Annotated in this window: 17 protein-coding genes and 3 pseudogenes; 14 read left to right on the forward strand and 6 right to left on the reverse strand. The window is 58.3% G+C overall.

Features of this window, described 5'->3' with window-relative positions:
* A partial coding sequence (locus GGR20_RS18420) for a c-type cytochrome (RefSeq protein WP_210283017.1) occupies positions 1-249 on the forward strand: 249 nt, incomplete at its 5' end.
* A 194-nt stretch (positions 250-443) separates the two neighbouring features.
* Here GGR20_RS18420 and GGR20_RS19180 read toward each other — a convergent pair.
* On the reverse strand, positions 444-878 hold the full coding sequence (locus GGR20_RS19180) for a CBS domain-containing protein (protein WP_183309215.1): 435 nt from the start codon (positions 876-878) through the stop codon (positions 444-446).
* Between the two features lie 39 nt (positions 879-917).
* On the opposite strand from GGR20_RS19180, the gene GGR20_RS00015 reads away from it, so the two are divergent.
* The gene (locus tag GGR20_RS00015; RefSeq protein ID WP_183309216.1) at positions 918-1,184 is read left to right on the forward strand and encodes an EAL domain-containing protein; all 267 of its coding nucleotides are present in this window, start codon (positions 918-920) and stop codon (positions 1,182-1,184) included.
* 42 nt (positions 1,185-1,226) lie between these two features.
* Complete coding sequence (locus GGR20_RS00020) at positions 1,227-1,424, forward strand: hypothetical protein (protein WP_183309217.1); 198 nt, start codon at positions 1,227-1,229, stop codon at positions 1,422-1,424.
* Positions 1,425-1,725: 301 nt separating this feature from the next.
* On the opposite strand, the gene GGR20_RS00025 is transcribed toward GGR20_RS00020, so the two are convergent.
* The 3 genes from GGR20_RS00025 to GGR20_RS00035 are packed head-to-tail and all read right to left on the reverse strand — an operon-like array spanning position 1,726 to position 3,172.
* Positions 1,726-2,481: a metallophosphoesterase gene (locus tag GGR20_RS00025; RefSeq protein WP_183309218.1), complete on the reverse strand. Its 756-nt coding sequence runs from the start codon at positions 2,479-2,481 to the stop codon at positions 1,726-1,728.
* Between the two features lie 10 nt (positions 2,482-2,491).
* Positions 2,492-2,797, reverse strand: coding sequence for a hypothetical protein (locus GGR20_RS00030; RefSeq protein WP_183309219.1), 306 nt, complete (start codon positions 2,795-2,797; stop codon positions 2,492-2,494).
* Between the two features lie 42 nt (positions 2,798-2,839).
* Entirely contained in the window at positions 2,840-3,172 is a 333-nt protein-coding gene (locus GGR20_RS00035; RefSeq protein ID WP_183309220.1) for a hypothetical protein, read from the reverse strand.
* 180 nt (positions 3,173-3,352) lie between these two features.
* Here GGR20_RS00035 and GGR20_RS19185 point away from each other — a divergent pair, with 180 nt between their 5' ends.
* The 3 genes from GGR20_RS19185 to GGR20_RS00050 all read left to right on the forward strand — a co-directional run bounded on the left by GGR20_RS19185 (position 3,353) and on the right by GGR20_RS00050 (position 5,650).
* Positions 3,353-3,616, forward strand: coding sequence for a helix-turn-helix domain-containing protein (locus GGR20_RS19185; protein ID WP_420827418.1), 264 nt, complete (start codon positions 3,353-3,355; stop codon positions 3,614-3,616).
* A gap of 938 nt (positions 3,617-4,554) precedes the next feature.
* Positions 4,555-4,899: an ATP-binding cassette domain-containing protein gene (locus GGR20_RS00045; RefSeq protein WP_253560443.1), complete on the forward strand. Its 345-nt coding sequence runs from the start codon at positions 4,555-4,557 to the stop codon at positions 4,897-4,899.
* 250 nt (positions 4,900-5,149) lie between these two features.
* The gene (locus GGR20_RS00050) at positions 5,150-5,650 is read left to right on the forward strand and encodes a ferritin-like domain-containing protein (protein ID WP_183309222.1); all 501 of its coding nucleotides are present in this window, start codon (positions 5,150-5,152) and stop codon (positions 5,648-5,650) included.
* 556 nt (positions 5,651-6,206) lie between these two features.
* Here the strand turns inward: GGR20_RS00050 and GGR20_RS00055 are convergent.
* Together GGR20_RS00055 and GGR20_RS00060 are read right to left on the reverse strand one after the other, a co-directional pair.
* Complete coding sequence (locus GGR20_RS00055; RefSeq protein WP_183309223.1) at positions 6,207-7,496, reverse strand: DUF4147 domain-containing protein; 1,290 nt, start codon at positions 7,494-7,496, stop codon at positions 6,207-6,209.
* 3 nt (positions 7,497-7,499) lie between these two features.
* Positions 7,500-8,579 carry a tartrate dehydrogenase gene (locus GGR20_RS00060; protein ID WP_183309224.1) on the reverse strand — a complete coding sequence of 360 codons (1,080 nt, stop codon included), beginning with the start codon at positions 8,577-8,579 and terminating at the stop codon, positions 7,500-7,502.
* Between the two features lie 130 nt (positions 8,580-8,709).
* Here GGR20_RS00060 and GGR20_RS00065 point away from each other — a divergent pair, with 130 nt between their 5' ends.
* The 8 genes and pseudogenes from GGR20_RS00065 to GGR20_RS00105 all read left to right on the forward strand — a co-directional run bounded on the left by GGR20_RS00065 (position 8,710) and on the right by GGR20_RS00105 (position 20,869).
* Positions 8,710-9,624: a LysR substrate-binding domain-containing protein gene (locus tag GGR20_RS00065; RefSeq protein ID WP_183309225.1), complete on the forward strand. Its 915-nt coding sequence runs from the start codon at positions 8,710-8,712 to the stop codon at positions 9,622-9,624.
* Positions 9,625-9,746: 122 nt separating this feature from the next.
* Entirely contained in the window at positions 9,747-10,715 is a 969-nt protein-coding gene (locus GGR20_RS00070; RefSeq protein ID WP_183309226.1) for a TAXI family TRAP transporter solute-binding subunit, read from the forward strand.
* Positions 10,716-10,802: 87 nt separating this feature from the next.
* A complete protein-coding gene (locus tag GGR20_RS00075) occupies positions 10,803-13,010 on the forward strand; it encodes a TRAP transporter permease (RefSeq protein WP_183309227.1) in 2,208 nt (735 codons plus the stop codon).
* Between the two features lie 89 nt (positions 13,011-13,099).
* Positions 13,100-14,335 (forward strand): MFS transporter, encoded by a 1,236-nt coding sequence (locus GGR20_RS00080; protein WP_246349344.1) that lies wholly within the window; start codon positions 13,100-13,102, stop codon positions 14,333-14,335.
* Positions 14,336-14,590: 255 nt separating this feature from the next.
* A pseudogene (locus GGR20_RS19190) lies at positions 14,591-14,884 on the forward strand (IS3 family transposase); the annotation flags it as partial.
* Positions 14,885-14,934: 50 nt separating this feature from the next.
* Positions 14,935-18,180: pseudogene (locus GGR20_RS00095) on the forward strand (response regulator); the annotation flags it as partial.
* Between the two features lie 204 nt (positions 18,181-18,384).
* Positions 18,385-19,823 (forward strand): annotated as a pseudogene (locus GGR20_RS00100) (DUF7125 family protein).
* Positions 19,820-20,869 (forward strand): sensor histidine kinase, encoded by a 1,050-nt coding sequence (locus GGR20_RS00105; protein ID WP_183309230.1) that lies wholly within the window; start codon positions 19,820-19,822, stop codon positions 20,867-20,869. Before GGR20_RS00100 ends, GGR20_RS00105 begins: the two are co-directional and overlap by 4 nt.
* The last annotated feature ends 154 nt before the right edge of the window (positions 20,870-21,023 follow it).

The raw sequence follows: 21,023 nt of genomic DNA on the forward strand, positions 1-21,023 counted from the left end.
AGCGGCCGGTTGCCAGCCCCACCGCATGATGCCAGCGGGCACACGTGGCACCACTCCGACAAGCAACTCCTTGCCGTAATACGCGATGGTCTCGAGACCATGGCGCCCGGATACGAGACGGACATGCCAGCCTTTGGAGCTGTGCTCACGGACACCGAGATCATGGCGATCATCGACTACATCAAGAGCACATGGCCGGAGCGCGAGCGTGGCTACCAGGAGACGCTCAATGGGACGTCAGGCGAGTAGAGCCAACTGGTTGCCGCTGACGACTGATCGACGGCGCGAGAACTTCGCCCACCTATTTGCGCAAGTACTTCACCAAGGCAAAGACGGCCAGTACAAGCAGCAACAGGATGAGGATCCAAAAGATCCCCATGCCGAACATCATTCCGCCACCCATCATTCCGTCAAACATGCCGCTGTCACCGGTTTTCGCTCTGCTAGCAGCAGCCCGATTTGCGCTCTGGCTTCGAAATCTCCTGGACGAGATCCGCAGTTTCCCGATCGCTGGCGCCGCGGGCAACGTCCGCCTGGGCGACTATTCCGCAACACTTCCCGTTTTCATCTGTAACGATTGCCCTCCTGACCTGCCGCTCCTCCATCTTGTCGCAGCAGGCCGCCACGTCCTCATCCGGCGTCGTCGTCAAGACGTCTGTGGACATGACCTCAGAGACTGGGGTATCGACTCCCTTCCCCTGGGCTACGGCGCCGCAGCAGATATCGCGATCGGTGACGATCCCCACTGGCTCTCCCATATCATTGACAACCGGTACGGACCCAACCGATTTCTCTGCCATGATATGCGCAGCATCCCGAATGGTATCGGCGCGGCCGCAGCAGGTTGGGTTACGGCTCATGATTTCTTGAACTTGCATCGCTGTTCTCCTTAGGTTTGGACACCGGACGACCTATCTTTGGACCCCAAACGTCTCATTTTTCGGCTGGTTCCGAAGACCGATGAGGAGTGTTGGGAACTCCGCGATGAGATCGAGGACTCGATTATCGGCGCGGGCAAGACCCTTGGGCTAAAAGTCGTGGCCGAAGGCGTCGAGACCAAGGCGCATGCCGATCTGCTGCGCCGGTTGGGTCGCTATTATCTCCAGGGTTATGCGTTTGCCAGGCCTATGTCGGCAGAGAGCCTGCAATCCTGGTTGCGGGAGAGAGACAGTCAGGGCAACTAAGACAAATTCTACAAGAAGACTTGAGAAAGTGGAGCACACTTCATGCAGATCATCAAACTGACGAGCGCTGTGGCATCGGCTCGCCCTACCGTCTACGTCAATGTCGACCATATCATTTCGGACCAGGCTTGCGGCTGTCAGCTTCGGGTCACGGGCGGCAACAACGTCGTCGCGGTCAAGGAAACCGCCGAGACCGTGGCCCGCCTAGTCGAACACGCTGCGCGTAGCCAAACCGAATGATGAAGGGGTGTTTTGCGCTCCCAGCACATGGACATAGCTGGTTGCGATTAGAGAGCTTGCAGATCTCCTTATGCGCCGCCTCATCGCATTCGCCCGTGTTGGGTTAGTTCCTGGACGGTTCGCAGTCCTCGCCGCGCTTCTACGAAATCTTCCTGCCAGGGCGCCCATAAGCACGCGACGATAGTCAGCTTTCTCAAAGCGCTGACCAGCACCGGACTGACAACTATCGGCCCCAACTCCGCCGTTATAACTCTGCCGGTGCGATTCGCTGGGCATGTTGCCCCCTTTGCCCACGCCGAGCTTACGACAAAGCGATAACGAGCTCTTCACCGGGCTCTGCCGGGTCAGCTTTGGAAAAGCACCCTCCGCCGCTCGAGACAACGCGTGTCGAACCTATTCGATAATCTGCATCTGCGTAGATGGGCGCGTGTATCCACAAGGCTGGTTGGTATCGCTCAATCAAGGGTTCCAAGTTCGACGCGAAGGCCGCGCAGCTGATGTCATACTGAACTTCCTCCGGCAGCGACCGGATGGAAGGAGCGTGGTGGGTTACAACGACAGTCGCGCCCTGATGTGGATGACTTAAGGCCCGAGCCACCTTCGCTTTATCGCGCATGTGCTCATCGGCGGTATCGATTGGCCGAATGAGGCGATCCTCGCAGCTGTGACGGACGGAGAAGTACTCCGGCATTGCCGCTATTGCCCACTTCTGAGAGGCGTATTCGGTGCCTGTAAGCTCGAAATCCGTCCACAATGTTGAGCCAATGAACCGGACTCCTCCGAAGAAGGCAGAGCTTCCAGTTTCAAGAACAATGATTTCAGCAGGAAGATGGTGGAACTCTCCGGCTTGCAGCCTTGCTCCGGAGAAGTCTCGGTTCCCCGGGACGAACAGAATTGGTTTTTTTGTCTGGTCGTAAAGGGTAACCAACTTGGCGACTACATTGTCTGGTCCGTCTGAGACATCACCAGCTACCACCATCAAGTCGTGGAAGGGCGTTTCGCCGGGCTCGATAGCAGCATCAGTGCCCAATTTGGAAGGAATCCAGACGCTGACCACGACCGGGTCCTCACGGCCCTGGCTCGGCATTGAGCCATGAGGCAAACAGTTCAGCCCTCTGCTTCTCAAATCTGTTGGCTACAAGGTCATCGTACGTTGGTCTGGGACCGGGGACAGGAAGGATCTTTATATTCAACCCAACCTGGTGGAGCGCACTAAGAAATTGCTCTGTTGTGATGTTGTGCAGGTTCCCAAGTTCCAGATCCATTATGACGGAAAGTGGCGCGGACACGAGCAATGCCAACTGTCTCTGCGACAGTGCATTATCACGTCGGGCCGCGGTGAGGATGGCTGCGACATCATTGCTGTCATACATGCGATTGTCCCAGCACGGTTGCCCCACTCCTCGCGCACCTAGTTATTTGTAAGTGCCCATGTGGTGCTCCAATCTGAACAGGCCTGTTCTGGTAAGAACCCAGCCTTGATCCCGCCCGTCGACAACGATCTCTCCCGTATGCGTCATTTCGTTGATTGTGCCGTCGGCATTCCGGAGCGTCCCCATGCACACGCAGACTTGCGACGGGATGTAAAGTGACCTGACGAACACGGGAGCACCCTTCAGCTTCTCCTCAGGAAGCCGTGCCTCGAAGTGAAGCAGAGCGAGAAGGTTTTGCGACAGCAAGGCAGCGTCTTTAGCTTTGCCCCTGATCTCATCTTTGTAGCTGGAAACAAGCGAATCGATTCGCGTCATGAGTGCACTCCAGGAGGACCTCAAAGGTAAATGGTACTGCTTGATTCTGCAAATGATATGCTTTTTCACACAGTTCGAGCTACGTTATGTGCGCTTCAATCGCTTTGACTGGCTAGTGTTTAGCGGCCATGTCAAATCCGTCGCATGGAAATGCACCCCGAACTTTTGCTGGCAGCGAGGATGGCGCTGGGATTGACCCGCAGTGAGTTGGCGGGGCGGGCCGGTGTAGGCGAGCGTACATTAGCCGATCTAGAGGGCGGCCGCCGCAGCTCTGTTGAGACTTACCTCCTGGTGCGACGAGCCTTGGAGGAGATTGGTATAGTCTTTTTGCACGCGCTACCCGGGGCAGGGCCTGGTTTCACCCTGCCGGAGGGATGGGCGGGGAATGACTTGATAATGCCCAGGAAAACCCGTCGCGGTATGCGAAAAAGCGATCGCGATTAGAATGCTGCAGGTTAGAAAGAGGGCCAGCGTGCACAAGGCCCAAGGCAGCGAGTTTAAGATGTCATTAGGCCTATCTAAGGGTCGTCTTCCTCGATCGCGCGATGATCTAAACTGCTGTAAAACGAGAACAGGTTCGGATAATTCTTTCAGAATACCAAGCGCATTCGTGTGTGCTATAAAGTCGCCACAAGCCTATTGATGCAGGAAATCTCGCTGCGGATTGGACGGTAGTGGACTGACCTAGGCCAGCCCACCATCGTTCACGCGATCATCGCCATCCCTAGCTGTACCGCGAGATCACGATACCATTCCCATCGTTCACGGTAAATATCCTAGCGGGTGAGGCGGCCATCGGCCGACGAGGGGCGGCAATGAGCCCCTCTTTCTTGCTTCGGATTGTAAACGGAAAAACTTGAGATCCAGCGAGATTCGCGCTTTAGTTTACATAAGTTGATGGCGTGTGCGTCGTGTGGCCCTCAAACATCTGGGAAGCATGATGTTTCTTTCGCAGAAAAGTGTTCCGCATTACGGTTTTAGCAGGTAGTCTGTTAAAATTGTAAACTGGTAAACTGCAAGCCGCTGATGGCATTGTAGTTTGAGGTTTGGGCAACGCTCCGTCTGCTACCGTTAATTCTGAGCTAGGCTGGAGCGTTACTTTTTGTCAACTAAGACCCGTAGTGCTTACAGAGTTCAGTTCGCCTGACATCTGGTGAACGTTTGCCTTTCTTGATTGCAACTGGCCTTCTCATTGAGGCGCCCACTTTTTGGTCGTTAGCCCTGCTGCGGGCGCGAAACCTCCAGGCGGATACCCTAAAAAAGCCGACTTCGCTCTCTGATCTTCCTCTATGTGTGTGAATAGCCCCGCGTTCTGTAGACACCTTCGGGGTTAGATCTGGTGTCGCCCTCCTGCAGACGTCGACGAAAGCATTTAGCTGGACGTGCGCATTCCCTCACCGCACGCTACTATCCGCGATCTGTCGGGTGGGCAGAGGCAGGGTATCGCCATTGCCCGCGCCACGCGCTGGGCCAAGAAGCTGATCCTGCTCGATGAACCCACGGCAGCGCTGGGCCTCGCGGAAACGGCCAAGGTGGAAAAGATCGTGGCCGGGCTCAAGGCGCGCAATATCGGGGTGCTGATCATCAGCCATAGCCTGGATCAGGTGTTCCGCCTGTCGGACCGCATCTGCGTGCTACGGCGGGGCAAGCAGATCGGCATCCGCAAAACTGCGGACACCGACAAGAACGAGATCGTCTCGATGATCACCGGGCTGAGCGCACAGTAACCCTGCCGGTCCAAGAGGTGGTTGCAATATGGGGCTCTTCGGCAACGCGCCCCAATGCGGGCGTTTAGCCCCTTCGGATCAGCGCGCATAGGTGACGTAGCCGCAAGGACTGTGAACGCAACCAATCGTAGTAATCTGACGGTCAATGCGGCGCCTAGGGCGGGCCACAGGATACAGGCAAGCCGTATCGACCAGAGGAACTCTCCATGGGGCTAATCGTTGGGTAGCTAACAATCTTAAGGAGACCGGCATGGCGATGAACTCGCTCAAAGACGTTTACCTCGAGCAGCTGCAGGATATCTGGAGCGCCAACACCCAGTCCCTGGCAGTCGTGACCGAACTCGGCCGCGCCGCCCAAGACGAGGAATTGTCCGAGGCGCTGATCGATGGCGGCAACGGTATTGCCGATGGCATCGCCGAAATAGAAAAGCTGTGCAACGACCACGGCATCAAGCCGAACGCGGAGCATTGCAAGGGTATGGAAGGCCTCGTGAAGGAAGCGCGCGCGCATGGCTTGTCCGAGGAGATCACGGACGCTGACGTGCGTGACGCAGCCATCATCCCGCAGTATCAGCGCATGGTACATTACGCACTTGCAGGTTACGGGACCCTGGCCGCCTTTGCCAACCGCCTCGGTTTGGACGGTGACGCGGCGGTGTTGAAAAAATGCCTCGATCAGACTTATGACGGCGACCGCCGCATGACAGCGATCGCCATGAAGGGCGGGGTCAACAAGGACGCCGCCTCCTGAATTCTGTCCGCAATGATCAAACTGGGCTGCACGAAAACTCGTACGGCCCCTTTCATGGCGCCGACATTCGTAGAGTGGACTTTTGTGCGGCGGCACCGAGCTCTCGATTAGCCTGCCAGCCAAGTGTTTACTGTTTGGTTATTCGGAAACCTGCTTGTCCTCCGCGCCCTCCTAAGGCACTGGCGCGAAGGATTATAGGGCAGGGGGCTTCCATACCCGCCGGGCAGATGCGCCCCATTCCTGCCGTTCAGCTGACGCTGGTGGTCTCCCGGAACCCGACCTTCGCTGACTGCTATTTGATGTCGGAACGCACATGAACTCGACACAATGCACGCGTCCAGAGGCGCTATGTTCCTCTGCCGAAAATGGTGGGCACTATCGTGATCGGCGGCTTGGCTGGTCGCTCGTCCATCATGTATCGGCCCGCGATACCGCTCAGTGCGTGCGCGGTTGGTCTTGGGTATTGGCAACCGCATTTGGTTGGCGCTGCCAAGCGGCAAATAGCCGGTGTTCGATCTCACGCCCTCTAGACAGTGACCTAAGAACCAGAACCCATTCAGTTGCGCTGGAAAATCTCAACTGAGGCATCGTCGATCTGGTAGCCGACCTCGGCTACTTCGGTCCGGCGTGCGTTTGCCGAAAGCTGGCCCGTCACCAGAACGGGGTCCCAAAGGTTCCCGTGGCGCTTGAGAAACGCGTCGGCGGGAAGGTCCTGAAGTCGCGCGCGTTGGAGCGTATCTGGAGCCACGATGGCGCCTGCAGCGTCCTCAACCCCATCGATACCATCGGTATCGCCTGCGATCGCCCAAACATTGGCGGTGCCCTTTAATGCGATGGCGAGGCTGAGCAGAAATTCAGTGTTGCGCCCACCTTTTCCTGGCGCGGCACCTGCGATTGTAACCGTGGTTTCTCCACCCGATAGCACTACGCATGGAGCGGCGGCCGGCGCGCCCGAGCTTCGGATGCTGGCGGCAATGCCGGCTAGGATCTTGCCCAACTCGCGGCTTTCTCCTTCGAGAGCGTCGCCAAGTGACAAGGTCGCAAGCCCATAGCTGTGAGCAACCGATTGTGCGGCGGCAATGGCCTGACGCGGCGAAGCAATGAGCCGAACCTTGCCGGTGTTTGTAAGCTGAGGTTGATCGGGGCCATCAAGAAGAGACTTCGCGGCTGGGGGCAGGGGGATGTCATACCGTTCTATGACGGCCCTGGCTCTGGTGTTGAGATCTGGAACAGGAATCGTCGGTCCCGATGCAACTTCTGAAGGAGTGTCCCCGGGCACATCGCTGATGACCAGCGTTTCAATGCGCGCGGGAGCCGCCGCAAGGGCAAGTTTGCCACCCTTGATGTTGGATAGCGCAGCCCGAACGCACTTGATCTCGCCGATGGCTGCTCCGGACTTGAGCAGTTCTGCGTTTATTGATTGCTTGTCCTCGAGCGTCAAACCATTCGCGGGCTGAACCAAGAGGGCGGACCCGCCACCCGAAATGAGCGCTATGACCAGATCATCGGGGGTCAGGTTTTGCACCGCTTCAAGAATAGCGCTGGCGGCGTCAAGGCTGCTCGCATCGGGAACCGGATGCGACGCTTCGAGTACCTTGATGCGCTTGGTCGGCGCGCCATGCCCGTAGCGCGTGACCACAACGCCCGACATTTCAACGTCGGGCCAGGCTGCTTCCAAACCCGCTGCCATGGCTGCCGAGGCCTTTCCGGCCCCGACAACTATGCATCTGCCCCCTGGCTTGCTGGGGAGGTTGTCCTGGACTGCTCGTCCGGCCTCGGCGCTGGCGATTGCAGCGTCGAACATCTCGCGCAACACCTTGCGCGCATCGGCATCGGTCCAGGCCATTGGCTAATCTAGGCTGTTCGAGCCTGAGATAGCCGACACTACAGCATCCGTCACTTCCCGTGTTGTCGCTTTACCACCGACATCCGGGGTCAGAATGCCTTCTTCGCAGACCCGATCAACCGCTCGCATCAAGCTCGCGGCGGCCGAAGCTTCGCCCAGATGCTCGAGCATCTGCGCCGCAGTCCAGAACGTCGCGACCGGGTTCGCAATGCCCTTGCCGGTAATGTCGAACGCCGAGCCGTGGATGGGCTCGAACATTGAGGGGAAGCGCCGTTCAGGGTCGATGTTCCCGGTCGGTGCCACGCCCAGGCTTCCTGACAATGCACCTGCAAGATCCGAAAGAATATCGGCGTGCAGATTTGTCGCGACGATGGTGTCGAGGCTCTTGGGATTCTTGACCATGCGCACGGTCATCGCATCGACGAGCATCTTGTCCCAGGTGACGTCCGGGAACTCCTGTGACACCTCGGCCGCAATCTCGTCCCACATCACCATGCCGTGCCGCTGGGCATTGGATTTTGTCACAACGGTAAGCAGCTTACGCGGGCGGGATTGCGCCATCTTGAACGCATACCGCATGATACGGGTCACGCCGACTCGCGTGAAAATGGCCGTCTCGGTGCCGACCTCCTCCGGAAGTCCGCGGTGCGCGCGCCCCCCGTGTCCGGAATACTCGCCTTCGGAGTTTTCCCGGACGATGACCCAGTCCAGATCACCGACGCCGACGCCCCGCAATGGCGACGTGATGCCTGGAATGATGCGAGTGGGACGCACATTGGCATATTGGTCGAACCCCTGACAGATGGGCAGGCGCAGGCCCCAGAGCGTGATGTGGTCCGGAACGTCGGGCGCGCCAACGGCGCCGAAATAGATTGCATCGAAATCGCGCAACTGATCGAGGCCGTCGTCCGGCATCATCTTGCCGTGCTTTTTATACCAATCAGAGCCCCAGTCGAACTGCGTGAAGGTGAACCGCAGATCGCCCCTGCGCTCCGACAGTGCGGACAGAACGGCGCGACCGGCTTCAATGACTTCAGGGCCAATTCCGTCAGCCGGAATGGCGGCAATCTTATATTCGCGCATTGACATTGAATCCTTAAAATCTGGCTGCCCGTCGAAGGCAGCTCTCCCTGAGCCGCGACTTTTCCCGTCTTGACCCGGATTGGGCAATGCTCCATTTATCATATAAAAAATTGATATAAAGAGGGTGCTTGTGGAGCTGCTCCAGCTACGATGCTATCTCGCTGTCGCCGAGACGTTGCATTTCGGAAAAGCCGCTCAACAGCTTGATATGCTGCCGGCCAGCTTAAGCCGACACATCAAGCTGCTGGAGGACAGTCTCGGGACGGCGTTGATTGCGCGCACAACGCGGCATGTTTCTCTTACTGCGGCGGGCTTGATGCTGCTCGAGGATGCAAAGAATCTCATAGATCGTTCCGATGCATTCGAAGAGAAGGCGCGTTTGAGCCGATCATCCGACGCCCAGGTCCTCAGAGTGGGCGCAATCGACAGCGTTGCAGCCGGCATGATGCCGGAATTGCTTCATTATTTTGGTCTGGAGCACCCCGATATCGAGATTACCCTGATGGAGCAGAAGACCATAAGGCTTCTGCCGCGTCTGCTTTCAGGTCGGCTTGACGTGGCGTTTGTGCGTCCTCCCGAGACGCGTAACTCCAGACTCGTCTTTCGCCCTCTGTTCTCCGAAACGGCGGTCGTGGCGATGCCATCGGATCATCCTCTCGCCAAAAGGGACATGCTGCAAATCGGCGAACTCGTCGATCAACCGCTTATCGTACCGGATCGCAGGTCCAGACCGCATAGTCACGATCTCACGATCAAGCTGTTTCTCGAAGCGGGTCTGAGTGCGCGCGTCGCGCAGGTCGCAGAGGAGAAGCAGACGATCGTGAACATTGTCAGCGCGGGTCTGGGATTGGCCATTGTGCCGCGCTGGACGATGCGCTTGCAGGTTCAGGGGGTGACGTTTGTTCCGATAGATTTGTCTGGAAGCTCCGTGCGCGACAAGCTTGCTCTTGCTGTCACGTGGGTACGTGGGACCAATGACCCTCTTCGTGAAGCACTTCTAGACACGCTGTCCCGGCATCAAAAGCAAATCGCCGCATCAGCTTAATATAAAAAAATATTATATAATATCACGCGCATTGTTGCCGGGTAGGGAGGGTCCTAGCGTGTAGGTCGAGGTGATCGCTCTGATTGCCGAGGGAGATTTCAGATTATATGGGAGGAAAGAACATGAAACTAAAACTGGCACTGCTGGCTTCGCTTGCAGCCTTTGTCGCCCAGCCGGTTATGGCGCAGGACGATTGGCCAAGCAGCTTTAACGTGGGGACAGGCAGCCAGGGCGGCACCTACTTCGTATACGGAAGTGGTTTTGCGTCCATGATTTCTGAAGAGCTCGGCGTGAATGCGAGTGTGGAAATCACAGGTGGGCCCGTCCAGAATGTGACGCTGGTGGAAACCGGCGACCACCTGATGGGCTTTGTGACCCTCGGGCCGGCTCACGAAGCCATCAAGGGTGAAAGCCCCCTGATGCCGGGTGTGCCGCACGAGAATGTGCGCGCGTTGTTCCCGATGTATCAGACGCCGCTTCAGGCCGCGGTACTGGCAAGCTCCGACATTGAGACCTTCCAGGACATGGCCGGTAAGCGTATCGGTGTCGGCCCTGCCGGCGGAACGTCAGCGACCTACTGGACGCGCTTTTTCGAAAACGCCGAAGGCTACGAGGATGTCAGCATATCCAATGCTGGCGGCTCGGACACGGCCGGTCAGCTCAAGGATGGGTTGATCGATGCCTTCGTTTACGCAGCCGGCCTGCCCACGGGCGCCTACGCACAGCTGGCTGTCGAAAACGACGTGCGCTTCATTTCCATGGACGACGAGACGCTCAATACGATGCTCGAGATCGTTCCTGCGATGTCGCCCTTCACCATTCCGGCTGACACCTATGAGGATCAGCCAGAAGATCTTCAGACGACTTCGCTCTGGAATTTCGCCATCGCCAACGAATCCATGCCCGAGGATCTCGCTTACGAGATCACGGCCCTGGCCATGGAGAACCATGAACGCATGGTTCAGAATCATGCTGCCGCGGCTGAAACTCTGCCTGAGAACGTGACCAAGAACTCCGTTGTTCCCTTCCATCCTGGCGCAGTGCGCTGGTTCGAAGAGAACGGCTACGAGATCGCAGAGAACCTCAAGTAGGTTCTATTAGCAACTCAGCAGATGCGTTGCATGCGGCGTTGCCAATACGCAGCGCCGCATGTCTACTTCAGGGTGGAGTGATTTTCGATGTCTGACGACAATCGGAGCCAGGGCGTTGCAGCCCAAAATGATGATACCAAAGACGAGATTTCGCTGATCGAGCGTCAAACCGCGGAGGCGTCGGTTGATCAGGAACCCAAGGTCGACAACGAAAGGCTGTTTTTCGGCGCTCGGCATTGGGCCATTGCGATCATGTGCGTCGCGTTTTCGGCATTCCACCTGCTCGTCCTGAACGTCTGGCCTCTGGAAACCTGGACTTTCCGGCTTTCGCACGTGGGTGGCGGCTTGTTGCTCGGCTACCTGATCTTCAGCGCAAGATCACTAGCGGATGGCGCGGAAGCGCCGGCATCGCCAGTCTCCAAATTATTCCTCGCCCTCGGTGGGGCAGGGGTCGTGTACGGTGCGGCACTTGTCTTTGTGGTGTGGGTGCATGACGCCACTTCCGGATCGCCCATACCGCCCGCATGGGCAATGGATACACTGGGCATTCCGCTCGCTGCCGGTACAGCCCTGCTTGTCGTCAATAGCTGGCTCTTCCCCGATCAACGGCGCAACGCAATACCACTGGGCGATGCCCTTCTTGGCGTTGCGACAATTGCAGCGGTTGCCTACCTCATCAAGTTCGCTCCACAGCTCCAGTTGCGTGCAGGCATGCCGATGGCACTGCCAGCCGATATGTGGGCGGCGGTCACGGGCGTGATCCTCATTCTTGAACTCACGCGACGCGTTGCCGGCCTTGCGCTTGTCATCATCGCCGGTGTCTTTGTCGCCTATTCATTCCTGGGACCATGGCTTCCGGGGATTCTCGAACATCGTGGCTATGATCCAAAGCGCTTCTTCAGTTACATCTTCACCGACAACGGGGTGCTCTCAGCACCCATCGCGATATCATCGACATACATCATCCTCTTCGTGATCTTTGCGGCCTTTCTGCAGGCGACGCGGGTGGGTGAGTACTTTGTCAATATCGCCTTTGCCGCTGCCGGACACCGGCGGGGCGGGCCTGCCAAGGTCGCGATCTTCGCGTCGGGGCTGATGGGCATGATCAATGGCACATCGGCAGGCAACGTGGTCGCCACAGGTAGCCTTACGATCCCGCTGATGAAAAAGGTCGGCTATCGGCCGCAGACTTCGGCGGCCGTGGAAGCAGCAGCCTCCTCTGGCGGACAGATCATGCCGCCCATCATGGGCGCCGGCGCCTTCATCATGGCTGAAATCACCGGCATCTCCTATATGGAGATCGTCTGGGCGGCGATCATTCCCGCGATCGTCTACTTCGCCTCGGTCTTCTTCATGGTCGATTTCGCTGCGAAGAAATATGGTATGGTGGGCCTTCCGAAGGACCAACTGCCCAAGCTCGGCGCATTGCTGCGTCAGATTTATCTTTTCACCCCGATCGTCGTGCTGATCTTCTCTTTGTTCTCGGGATACTCGGTCATTCGGTCCGGCACTCTGGCCATGGCTACAGCGGCGGTTGTCTCCTGGCTGACGCCGCACCGCATGGGCCCCCGCCAGCTTTTCTTCGCGCTGGAACTTGGTGCCCGGATGGTACTGCAGCTTATCGCTGTGTGCGCAACCGCAGGCATCATCGTCGGCGTCATTGCATTGACCGGCATTGGATCGCGGTTCTCGTCCGTGCTTTTGGGGCTGGCCGATCAAAGCCAGTTGCTTGCCCTGTTTTTCGCCATGTGCGTCTCGATCGTGCTTGGCATGGGCATGCCCACTACGGCAGCCTATGCCGTTGCCGCCAGTGTGATTGCACCTGGCATTATCAATCTGGGCGTCGAACCGCTCATCGCCCACTTCTTCATTTTCTATTTTGCCGTGATGTCGGCGATCACGCCTCCGGTGGCTCTTGCGGCCTATGCAGGTTCCGCATTGGCGGGGTCCGACCCTATCAAGACCAGTGTGGAAAGCTTCAAGATCGGTCTCGCAGCATTTATCGTGCCTTACATGTTCTTTTATTCAGACGCACTGCTTATGCAGGGAGAATGGTACGAGATATTGCGTGTGGGTGTGACTGCGACCCTTGGCGTGTTCCTGCTGTCGGGTGCTGTTCAAGGGTGGTTCTTCGGCCAGGCGATTTGGCCGGTCCGGATAGCCCTGATCGTGGCGGCCCTATCGCTGATATCGGGCGGCTGGCAGACCGACATGTTCGGGATTGTGTTGGCAGGTCTTACGACCGCATATCAGGCGAAGTTCGGAAGCAAAGAACCGGTGCCCATGCGCGCCTAATCCTCCCGGGGCATCCGGGCCGAGGGGCGTCCCCAAGCCCGGATGCTTCATTGCCTTTCGCGGTATAACCCCAGAAAGCGGTGCAGACTATGAGCGGGACCATTCTGCGTGGTTCGCGAACGTACTGGCGGGCGTCAATCGCGCTCTTTCTGGCTGCGTTCTCGGTGTTCGCGGCAATCTACTGCGTGCAGCCGCTCCTTCCCATTTTCGCGTCGGAGTTCAATCTCACTGCCACCGAGAGTTCGGTCGCGATATCTGCGGCGACCGGAACGCTTTCCGTTTCACTTTTGCTGGTCAGTTGGCTGGGAAATCGTTTTGACCGAAAGCGATTGATGACCATCAGTCTGCTTGCCACCAGCGCCCTCGTCATTGCGATGGCGTTGGCAAGCGATTGGGCAGCCTTCATTCTCGTTCGCGCGTTGATTGGAGTCGCCGTTTGCGGGGTGCCGGCAATCGCGATGGTTTACCTCGGGGAGGAAATGGACACTGCTGCTTTAGGCTTCGGCATGGGCATGTTCGTGGGTGGATCGGCCATCGGTGGCATGAGCGGGCGCTTGCTGATGGGGTTGCTGCTGGAAGTCGTTACATGGCGGGAAGCGCTACTGATGCTGGGCGTAGCAATACTTGTGAATGCGATCGGCTTCGCGCTTTTGCTTCCCAAGCCTCGAAACTCGGCCACGGGCGTTCTGAGCTTTCCGGAATTTCTGTCCAACCTGCACCATGTCGTTTCGGACAAAGCATTGCGGCTTTTGTTGCTGTGCTCGTTCCTGCTGATGGGCTTGTTCGTCGCGATCTACAACTACGTTGCGTTTCACCTGCTTGCGCCACCCTATAGCCTCAGCCCGGCAGCGGTGGCGCCCATTTTTGCTGTCTATCTGGTTGGCACCATCGCATCGGCGACGATCGGGTCGGTCGCAGGCCTGGTCGGCCGTCGAAAGGTCCTGTGGCCCATGATGCTGGTGATTATTGCAGGATTGCTGGTCACGCTTGCGCCGCCGCTTTGGGCCGTAATCGTGGGATTGGCGATTACCACGTTCGGGTTTTTCGGCGCGCATTCGACTGCGAGCGCATGGGTGGCGCGGCGGTCCGGACCGGCACGGGCTCAAGGTTCAGCTCTTTACCTTCTGGCCTATTATGCCGGATCGAGCCTGTTGGGGACCGCCGCTGGCTTGGGGTGGTCCTACTGGCAATGGCCCGGTGTGGTGGCCTCATGCCTGGTCTTTGCGCTCACCGGCCTCGCCGTCACCTTCAGGCTGGCCGTCATACCGCCATTGGCCGCCTCAGGGGGCTTGGCGCCACTTTCCAGTTCCGCCCCCGAGAGATGAGGAAATTCATGCAGCGCAGACGCACCAAAATCGTGGCGACCTTGGGCCCATCCACATCATGGTACGTTGCGAGAGCTTTTAACCAAGGTTCGCAACGTAAGCAGTGCGCAGGGCCGGCACTTGGCCGCTCTCGTGGATGTTCAGGGCCCCAAACTCCGCATCGGAGAAATTCAGGGCGGGCAAATGGATCTGAGGGAAGGCGAGGAAGTGCGGCTTTGTTCGCGTCCGGTCCAACACAGCGAGATAAGCGTCTTCCAGGAAGACATTCGCCAGACCCAGCTCATCGAGGAGGCCTGGAAGCAGAGCGGCAAGGTCTATGGCTATCGCACGCTGCATGATGATCTGCTGGACCAAGGCGAGACCAGTTGCGCCAACCGTATTGCGCGCTTGGCCGGGATCAAGGCCCAGATCGGCTATCGGCGCCGGCCTGGCTCCTATGGTGGCAAGCCATCGGTCGTGGTCGACAACACCCTGGCCAGGCAGTTTGACGTCGATGCACCGGACACCGCCTGGGTGACCGACATCACCCATATCAAGACCATGGAGGGGCCGATGGAGAGGCTGCACTGGCGGCCATTCGCAGCCTGCGGCCCGACCTGGTGATCACAGACGTTATGATGCCGAAGATGGATGGCTTTGCGCTGCTCGATGCCATCAGGAGCGATAACCAGCTGCGCGACATCTCCGTGATCATGCTGTCCGCGCGCTCGGGCGAAGATGCTCGGGTCGAAGGACTGGACGCGGGTGCGGACGATTATCTCACCAAGCCTTTTTCGGCACGCGAGCTCATTGCCCGTGTGGAGTCTCACCTCAACATGTCGGTGGTGCGGCGCGAAGCGAACATCGCATTGAGAGAAAGCGAAATTCGATTCCGCAACATGGCCGATCATGCGCCCGTGATGATGTGGGTCACCGACGCCGATGCCCGATGCACCTATCTCAATCGCGGCTGGTATGAGTTTACCGGCCAGACCGAAGACATGGCGCTCGGCTTCGGGTGGCTGGAAGCAGTACATCCCGACGATCGGGGCTGGTCTGGCGAAACGTTCAGGCAGGCAAATGCGCGCCAGGAGAGTTTCCAGCTGGAGTATCGCCTCCTCCACAAGGACGGCACCTACCACTGGGCCATCGATGCGGCCTCCCCGCGCTTCAGCACTTCCGGAAAATTCCTGGGCTATATCGGATCCGTGCTGGATATCGATGCCCGAAAGCGCGCCGAAGCACTGCGGCAGATGCAGAACCGGCTCCTCGAACTGGCCATCGCGGACCAACCCCTGCCGGATATTCTCGAGCATCTCATTCTCGCAGTGGAACAACATGCCGGGTCGGAAATGCTTGGCTCCATACTGCTGCTCGATGGCAGCCATTTGCGGCACGGGGCTGCCCCCAGCCTGCCAACGGCCTACAATAACGCCATCGATGGCATTGAAATCGGGCCCGATGTCGGCTCCTGCGGAACGGCGGCTCTGCGCGGTGAACCAGTCTATGTCAGCGAAATCGAAACGGATCCGCTGTGGGACAACTTTCGTGCCCTCGCCCGTGAACATGGTTTGCGGGCATGCTGGTCGACGCCAATCATGTCAGCCGAAGGCGCGGTACTGGGCACTTTCGCCATGTATTATCGGGTTCCGCGCGTGCCAGCTCCAGCCGATCTGGATATGGTGAACCTTGTTACGAATACCGCCGCTCTCGTCATCGAGCGGAAGCAGGCGCAAACAGCTCTGCACGAAGAGTCCAAGGTCCTGCAGACCCTGAACAAAACCGGGGCTGCCCTGGCAGGAGAACTGGATCTGGAGCGTTTGGTGCAAGGGGTCACCGATGCCGGCGTTGAGCTGACCGGCGCAAAGTTCGGAGCCTTTTTCTATAATGTCGAGGACAAAAAAGGCGAGAGCTACATGCTCTATACGCTGTCCGGCGTCGACAGGTCTGCCTTCGCGCAATTTCCCATGCCCCAAAAGACCAGGGTATTCGCTCCTACCTTCGACGGACTGGGCATCGTCCGATCCGACGACATTTTGGCCGATCCGCGTTATGGCCATAACGACCCCTACAAGGGCATGCCGGAGGGACACCTGCCGGTGCGCAGCTATCTGGCTGTTCCGGTTGCTTCTCGCAGCGGAGAGATCATCGGGGGCCTTTTCTTTGGGCACCCCGAACCCGGACAATTTACCCAAAGGCATGAAGACCTGATGGGCGGCATTGCCGGACAGGCGTCGGTGGCGGTGGACAATGCGCGGCTTTTCCAGTCGGCACAGCGGGAAATTGCGCAACGAACAGAGGCCGAAGCCGCCTTGACGCGACTCAACGAGCAGTTGGAAACACGGGTGATCGAGGAGATCGAAGTGCGCCGCAAAACCGAGATTGCGCTGCAGCAAGCCCAACGGATGGAGTCCTTGGGACAATTGACGGGCGGCGTCGCCCACGATTTCAACAATCTGCTTCAAGTGGTCTCGGGTAATCTGCACCTGCTCGCAAAAGACATCGCGGGGAACGCTCGTTCCGAGCAACGCGTGCAGAATGCCTTGATGGGCGTATCCCGCGGCGCCAAACTGGCTCAGCAACTTCTCGCGTTTGGGCGGCGCCAGGCGCTTGAGCCAAAGGTCATAAACGTCGGTCGGCTGGTTCGTGGGCTTGACGACATGCTTCGACGGGCCCTGGGCGAAGAAATCCAGATTGAAACAACGATAACGGGCGGGCTCTGGAATACTTTCGCCGACCCTGGCCAGGTGGAGAACGCGCTGCTCAATCTCGCCATCAATGCACGCGATGCCATGGATGGCCAAGGACAACTGACCATTGAGGTGGGAAATGCTTTCCTGGATGACGACTATGCGCGCAACCATGTAGACGTCGATCCCGGCCAGTATGTCGTTCTCTCCGTGACTGATACCGGTTCGGGAATGCCTGCTGAGGTCGTCGAAAAGGTCTTCGAGCCCTTCTATACCACCAAGCCTGAAGGCAAAGGCACCGGATTGGGACTGTCGATGGTCTATGGCTTTGCAAAGCAATCGGGCGGGCACGCCAATATTTATTCTGAAATAGGACACGGAACCACGGTGAAGCTCTACCTACCCCGGACGAAGGGCAGCGAAGACGTGCTGGTCGATCTTGATCAGCAGGCAGTCGAAGGTGGCAGTGAAACCATTCTCGTTGTGGAGGATGATGAGCAGGTTCGGGCCACGGTCGTGGAAATGCTGACGGATCTTGGCTACCGTGTCCTCAAGGCGCCCAACGCCGACAGTGGACTGGCAGTTGTCGAAAGCGGGCTACCGATTGACCTATTATTCACCGACGTCGTCATGCCAGGGCATTTGCGTAGTCCAGAGCTTGCCCGCAAGGCTAAGGAGCGATTGCCACAACTCGCTGTGCTGTTCACATCCGGATATACCGAGAATGCTATTGTCCATGGCGGGAGGCTAGACGAAGGCGTTCAGTTGCTGGCTAAGCCCTATACGCGCGAAGCACTGGCCCGCAAAGTGCGCCATGTCTTGTCCAATCAGCAGCAGATCAATGCCGTCGCCACGCCAGTTGCCCCGCGAACAGAGGTGCCTGTTCAAACGCAGGATTCCACGCCTGCCGACAAACCACTGAGTATCTTGCTCGTTGAAGATGATGTTCTCATTCGCATGAACACCGCCGATATGCTGACGGACATGGGTCACTCAGTGCTCGAAGCCGGCAGTGCCGCGGAGGCATCAGTGGTGCTTGAGGGTCAGCCGACGCCCGACGTATTGATCACGGACGTGCAGCTTCCCGGCATGTCCGGCATCGAACTGGCCGCGCAGATGCGCGACACATATCCAGACATGGGCGTCATCTTTGCGACCGGCAACAGCACGCTGCCGAAACCATGATGAACATATTCAGAACGGCGCTATAGTGCTTGCAAAGCCATATGACACCAGCGCGCCGCGCTCATGCCTGGCGTCTTTGACCGAAACCGTTCGTGGAGCCCAGGATGGGTGAGCCGGCTATATGTCGGAACACTGGGATGAACGGATTGTGCTGGGAGCCATGCCTTGTCGGGACCGGGTCGGAGGGAGGATAAAATCGCCAGTAGGAAAAAAGACGTGATCGTTAGTACCGGGATTACCGGACTTGACGAAATCCTTCGAGGAGGATTGCCATCGCCCAATCTCTACATTCTTCAGGGGCCGCCGGGGTCGGGCAAGACAACTGCGGGCCTGCAATTCCTGCGAGAGGGTGTCGCGGCTGGCCAGAACTGCATGTATGTGAGCCTCTCCCAGAGTGCCCGGGAGCTGGAAGCCATCACCCGATCGCACGGGTGGACGCTGGATGGCATTCGCGTCGAGGAATTTTCCGCCTCCGACGCCCTCAATGCGGCGGCCGAACAGACAATTTTCCAGACCTCAGAACTGCGACTGGACGAAACGCGAAAGGCTATCGAGGCGGCTATCAACGAACATAAGCCCGCTAGGCTGGTCTATGACTCCCTGCTCGAAGTTCGCCTAATTACCGGCGACTCGCCCCGCTTCCGGCGGGAACTGATCGCTTTCAAGTCCTTTCTGGCGGAGCACAACGTCATCGGATTGTTGCTTGACACCCAAACCTCGGGTGGCGACCGCAATGGTGAGGAAATCGAGGGGATCGCCCATGGCGTCATCCGTTTCGACAAGGCACTCGAGGAGTACGGCAGCGTGCGGCGGCGCGTTGAGATCAGCAAGATGCGCGGTGTTCCGGTTGCTGACGGCTATCACGACATGGCGATTCGAGAGGGTGACGGGATTGTCCTGTTTCCCCGCATTGTTCCGGGAAATGCCAGCGAGCCCGGGCAGCCGCAACTGATCAAGTCCGGCGTCGAGGCGCTCGACGAGATGTTCGGCGGTGGACAGGAATCGGGCACGACGACCCTGGTCATCGGGCAGTCAGGCACTGGCAAATCGACAATGTCCTCGCTGTATGCGACCGCAGCACTCAATCGTGGAGAAAGCGTCGCGCTATTCCTGTTCGAGGAGCGCCTCGAGACGTTTTTCCGGAGGTCGGAAGGTCTTGGCATGAACTTGCGCAAGCTCCACAAAGACGGCCAACTCATCATCCACGATTTCAATCCGAACGAGATTTCTCCAGGCGAGTTCGGGCAGATCGTGCAGAAAGTGGTAAGCGAAAAAATATCCGGGTCGTCGTGATCGACAGCTTCACCGGCTATCTCAACGCCCTGCCGCATCGCGACAAAGCCGTGAGAGATATTCAGACCCTGCTCAAATTCCTTGCTCGATCCGGCGTGCTGACCATGCTGATCGTCGCGCAGCATGGGCTGCTGGGGCACAATGTTGGAATCGACGTGGACGTCAGTTTTCTGGGCGACACCGTGCTACTGCTGCGCATGAGCGAGCATGAGGGGCGGCTACGGCGAAATATCACCGTCGTCAAGAAACGCCATGGACCGCATGATATGGATGTCCGCGAACTTCTCATTGAGAGTTCTGGTGTTACAGTCGTTCCCTATAATCCGCTGCCCGAGGTATGACTGAACCAACTCTCCACGCCATCGACGAATTCGACTGGGTACTCGTGATCGCGCCTTATCGGCAAGACGCGGCACATGTTGAAGCCTTGCTTGGTGGGCATGGACTGCGGGTTCGTCGCTGTGTTGACGATGCAGATCTGGGCGACCTGCTTGAAAAAATCCCTGGCGTCGTCATCGCCACGCATGAAGCGCTTTCTCCGGCGGCCATCCAGACCATCGCCTATCACAGCGAAAATCAGCCCGCTTGGTCCGAAATGTCAATTGTCGTGCTTCTGGACAGAAAATCGCAGCAGGCGACCATCCGCCGACAATTGGCATCCGCGTGGGCGCGAGCCAGGATTATCTTCTATCAGCGACCGATTTCGGCGCTTGAACTGGTGAGCGGCGTACAGGCAGCGATGTTGGCACGACTGCGGCAACGTGATGTTCGCGACCATATCGAGCGGGAAACCATTCTTCGCCTCGAACTCAATCACCGCGTGAAAAATGTTCTGGCAAGCGTGTCCTCGATGTTCCAGATGTCCCGGCGCGGCGCTACGTCCCTGGAGGCGTTCGCCGACGAATTTTCGGACAGACTTAACGCGCTGAGCAGAGTTCATGCCGCCGTGTTCGAAGCTGGCGGCGAAAGCGTCTCGCTGATCGAGATCGTTGACCTGACAGTGTCGCCCTACCAACAGGAGGGCCATCGACGCATCCAGGTCCGGGGCCCTGACCTGCTGGTCGGCCGCGAGGCCGGCACAACCCTGGCCCTCTGTCTGCATGAGTTGGCGACCAATGCTCTCAAATACGGTGCCTTATCCGAGCCTCGCGGCACTGTCGCCCTGGAATGGACCGTTACCACAGGTTCGAAGCCCTCCCTGGCGCTGGAATGGCGGGAAAAGGATGGGCCAACCGTGGTTGAGCCCTCAAGGCAGGGCTACGGCACGCGATATATCCGGTCCGCGCTAGGCTCGTTGTTTGGGAGACCGCCAAGTTTCGTTTATTCCTCCTCGGGCCTGGTATGCGGGGTCAGCGGGCCGCTAGAAGGCCTTCAGGCAGGTAGATAGCAGGCGTCCGCTTGTGCAGAAACTCCGCCATTACCGGAGTCGGCCCCGCTGGAGGTGCTCTCGAGGAGGATCGTGGGGTAGGGGGAGCATTCTCGCGAGGCGGCACGGCGCTGGCTGACAAACCGCTAGCCTTAATCGTTCTCTGATTGCCGAT

It is taken from the genome of Devosia subaequoris (genome assembly GCF_014197055.1).
In the GTDB taxonomy this organism is placed as follows: Bacteria; Pseudomonadota; Alphaproteobacteria; order Rhizobiales; family Devosiaceae; genus Devosia; species Devosia subaequoris.

Bases quoted from the DNA above. Each gene is read 5' to 3' on its own strand.
- GGR20_RS00060 (WP_183309224.1), bottom strand. From the start codon at position 8,579: ATGCGCGAATATAAGATTGCCGCCATTCCGGCTGACGGAATTGGCCCT.
- GGR20_RS00030 (WP_183309219.1), bottom strand. From the start codon at position 2,797: ATGTATGACAGCAATGATGTCGCAGCCATCCTCACCGCGGCCCGACGT.
- GGR20_RS19185 (WP_420827418.1), top strand. From the start codon at position 3,353: ATGGCGCTGGGATTGACCCGCAGTGAGTTGGCGGGGCGGGCCGGTGTA.
- GGR20_RS00080 (WP_246349344.1), top strand. From the start codon at position 13,100: ATGAGCGGGACCATTCTGCGTGGTTCGCGAACGTACTGGCGGGCGTCA.
- GGR20_RS00105 (WP_183309230.1), top strand. From the start codon at position 19,820: ATGACTGAACCAACTCTCCACGCCATCGACGAATTCGACTGGGTACTC.
- GGR20_RS19180 (WP_183309215.1), bottom strand. From the start codon at position 878: ATGCAAGTTCAAGAAATCATGAGCCGTAACCCAACCTGCTGCGGCCGC.
- GGR20_RS00020 (WP_183309217.1), top strand. From the start codon at position 1,227: ATGCAGATCATCAAACTGACGAGCGCTGTGGCATCGGCTCGCCCTACC.
- GGR20_RS00050 (WP_183309222.1), top strand. From the start codon at position 5,150: ATGGCGATGAACTCGCTCAAAGACGTTTACCTCGAGCAGCTGCAGGAT.
- GGR20_RS00035 (WP_183309220.1), bottom strand. From the start codon at position 3,172: ATGACGCGAATCGATTCGCTTGTTTCCAGCTACAAAGATGAGATCAGG.
- GGR20_RS00070 (WP_183309226.1), top strand. From the start codon at position 9,747: ATGAAACTAAAACTGGCACTGCTGGCTTCGCTTGCAGCCTTTGTCGCC.
- GGR20_RS00075 (WP_183309227.1), top strand. From the start codon at position 10,803: ATGTCTGACGACAATCGGAGCCAGGGCGTTGCAGCCCAAAATGATGAT.
- GGR20_RS00055 (WP_183309223.1), bottom strand. From the start codon at position 7,496: ATGGCCTGGACCGATGCCGATGCGCGCAAGGTGTTGCGCGAGATGTTC.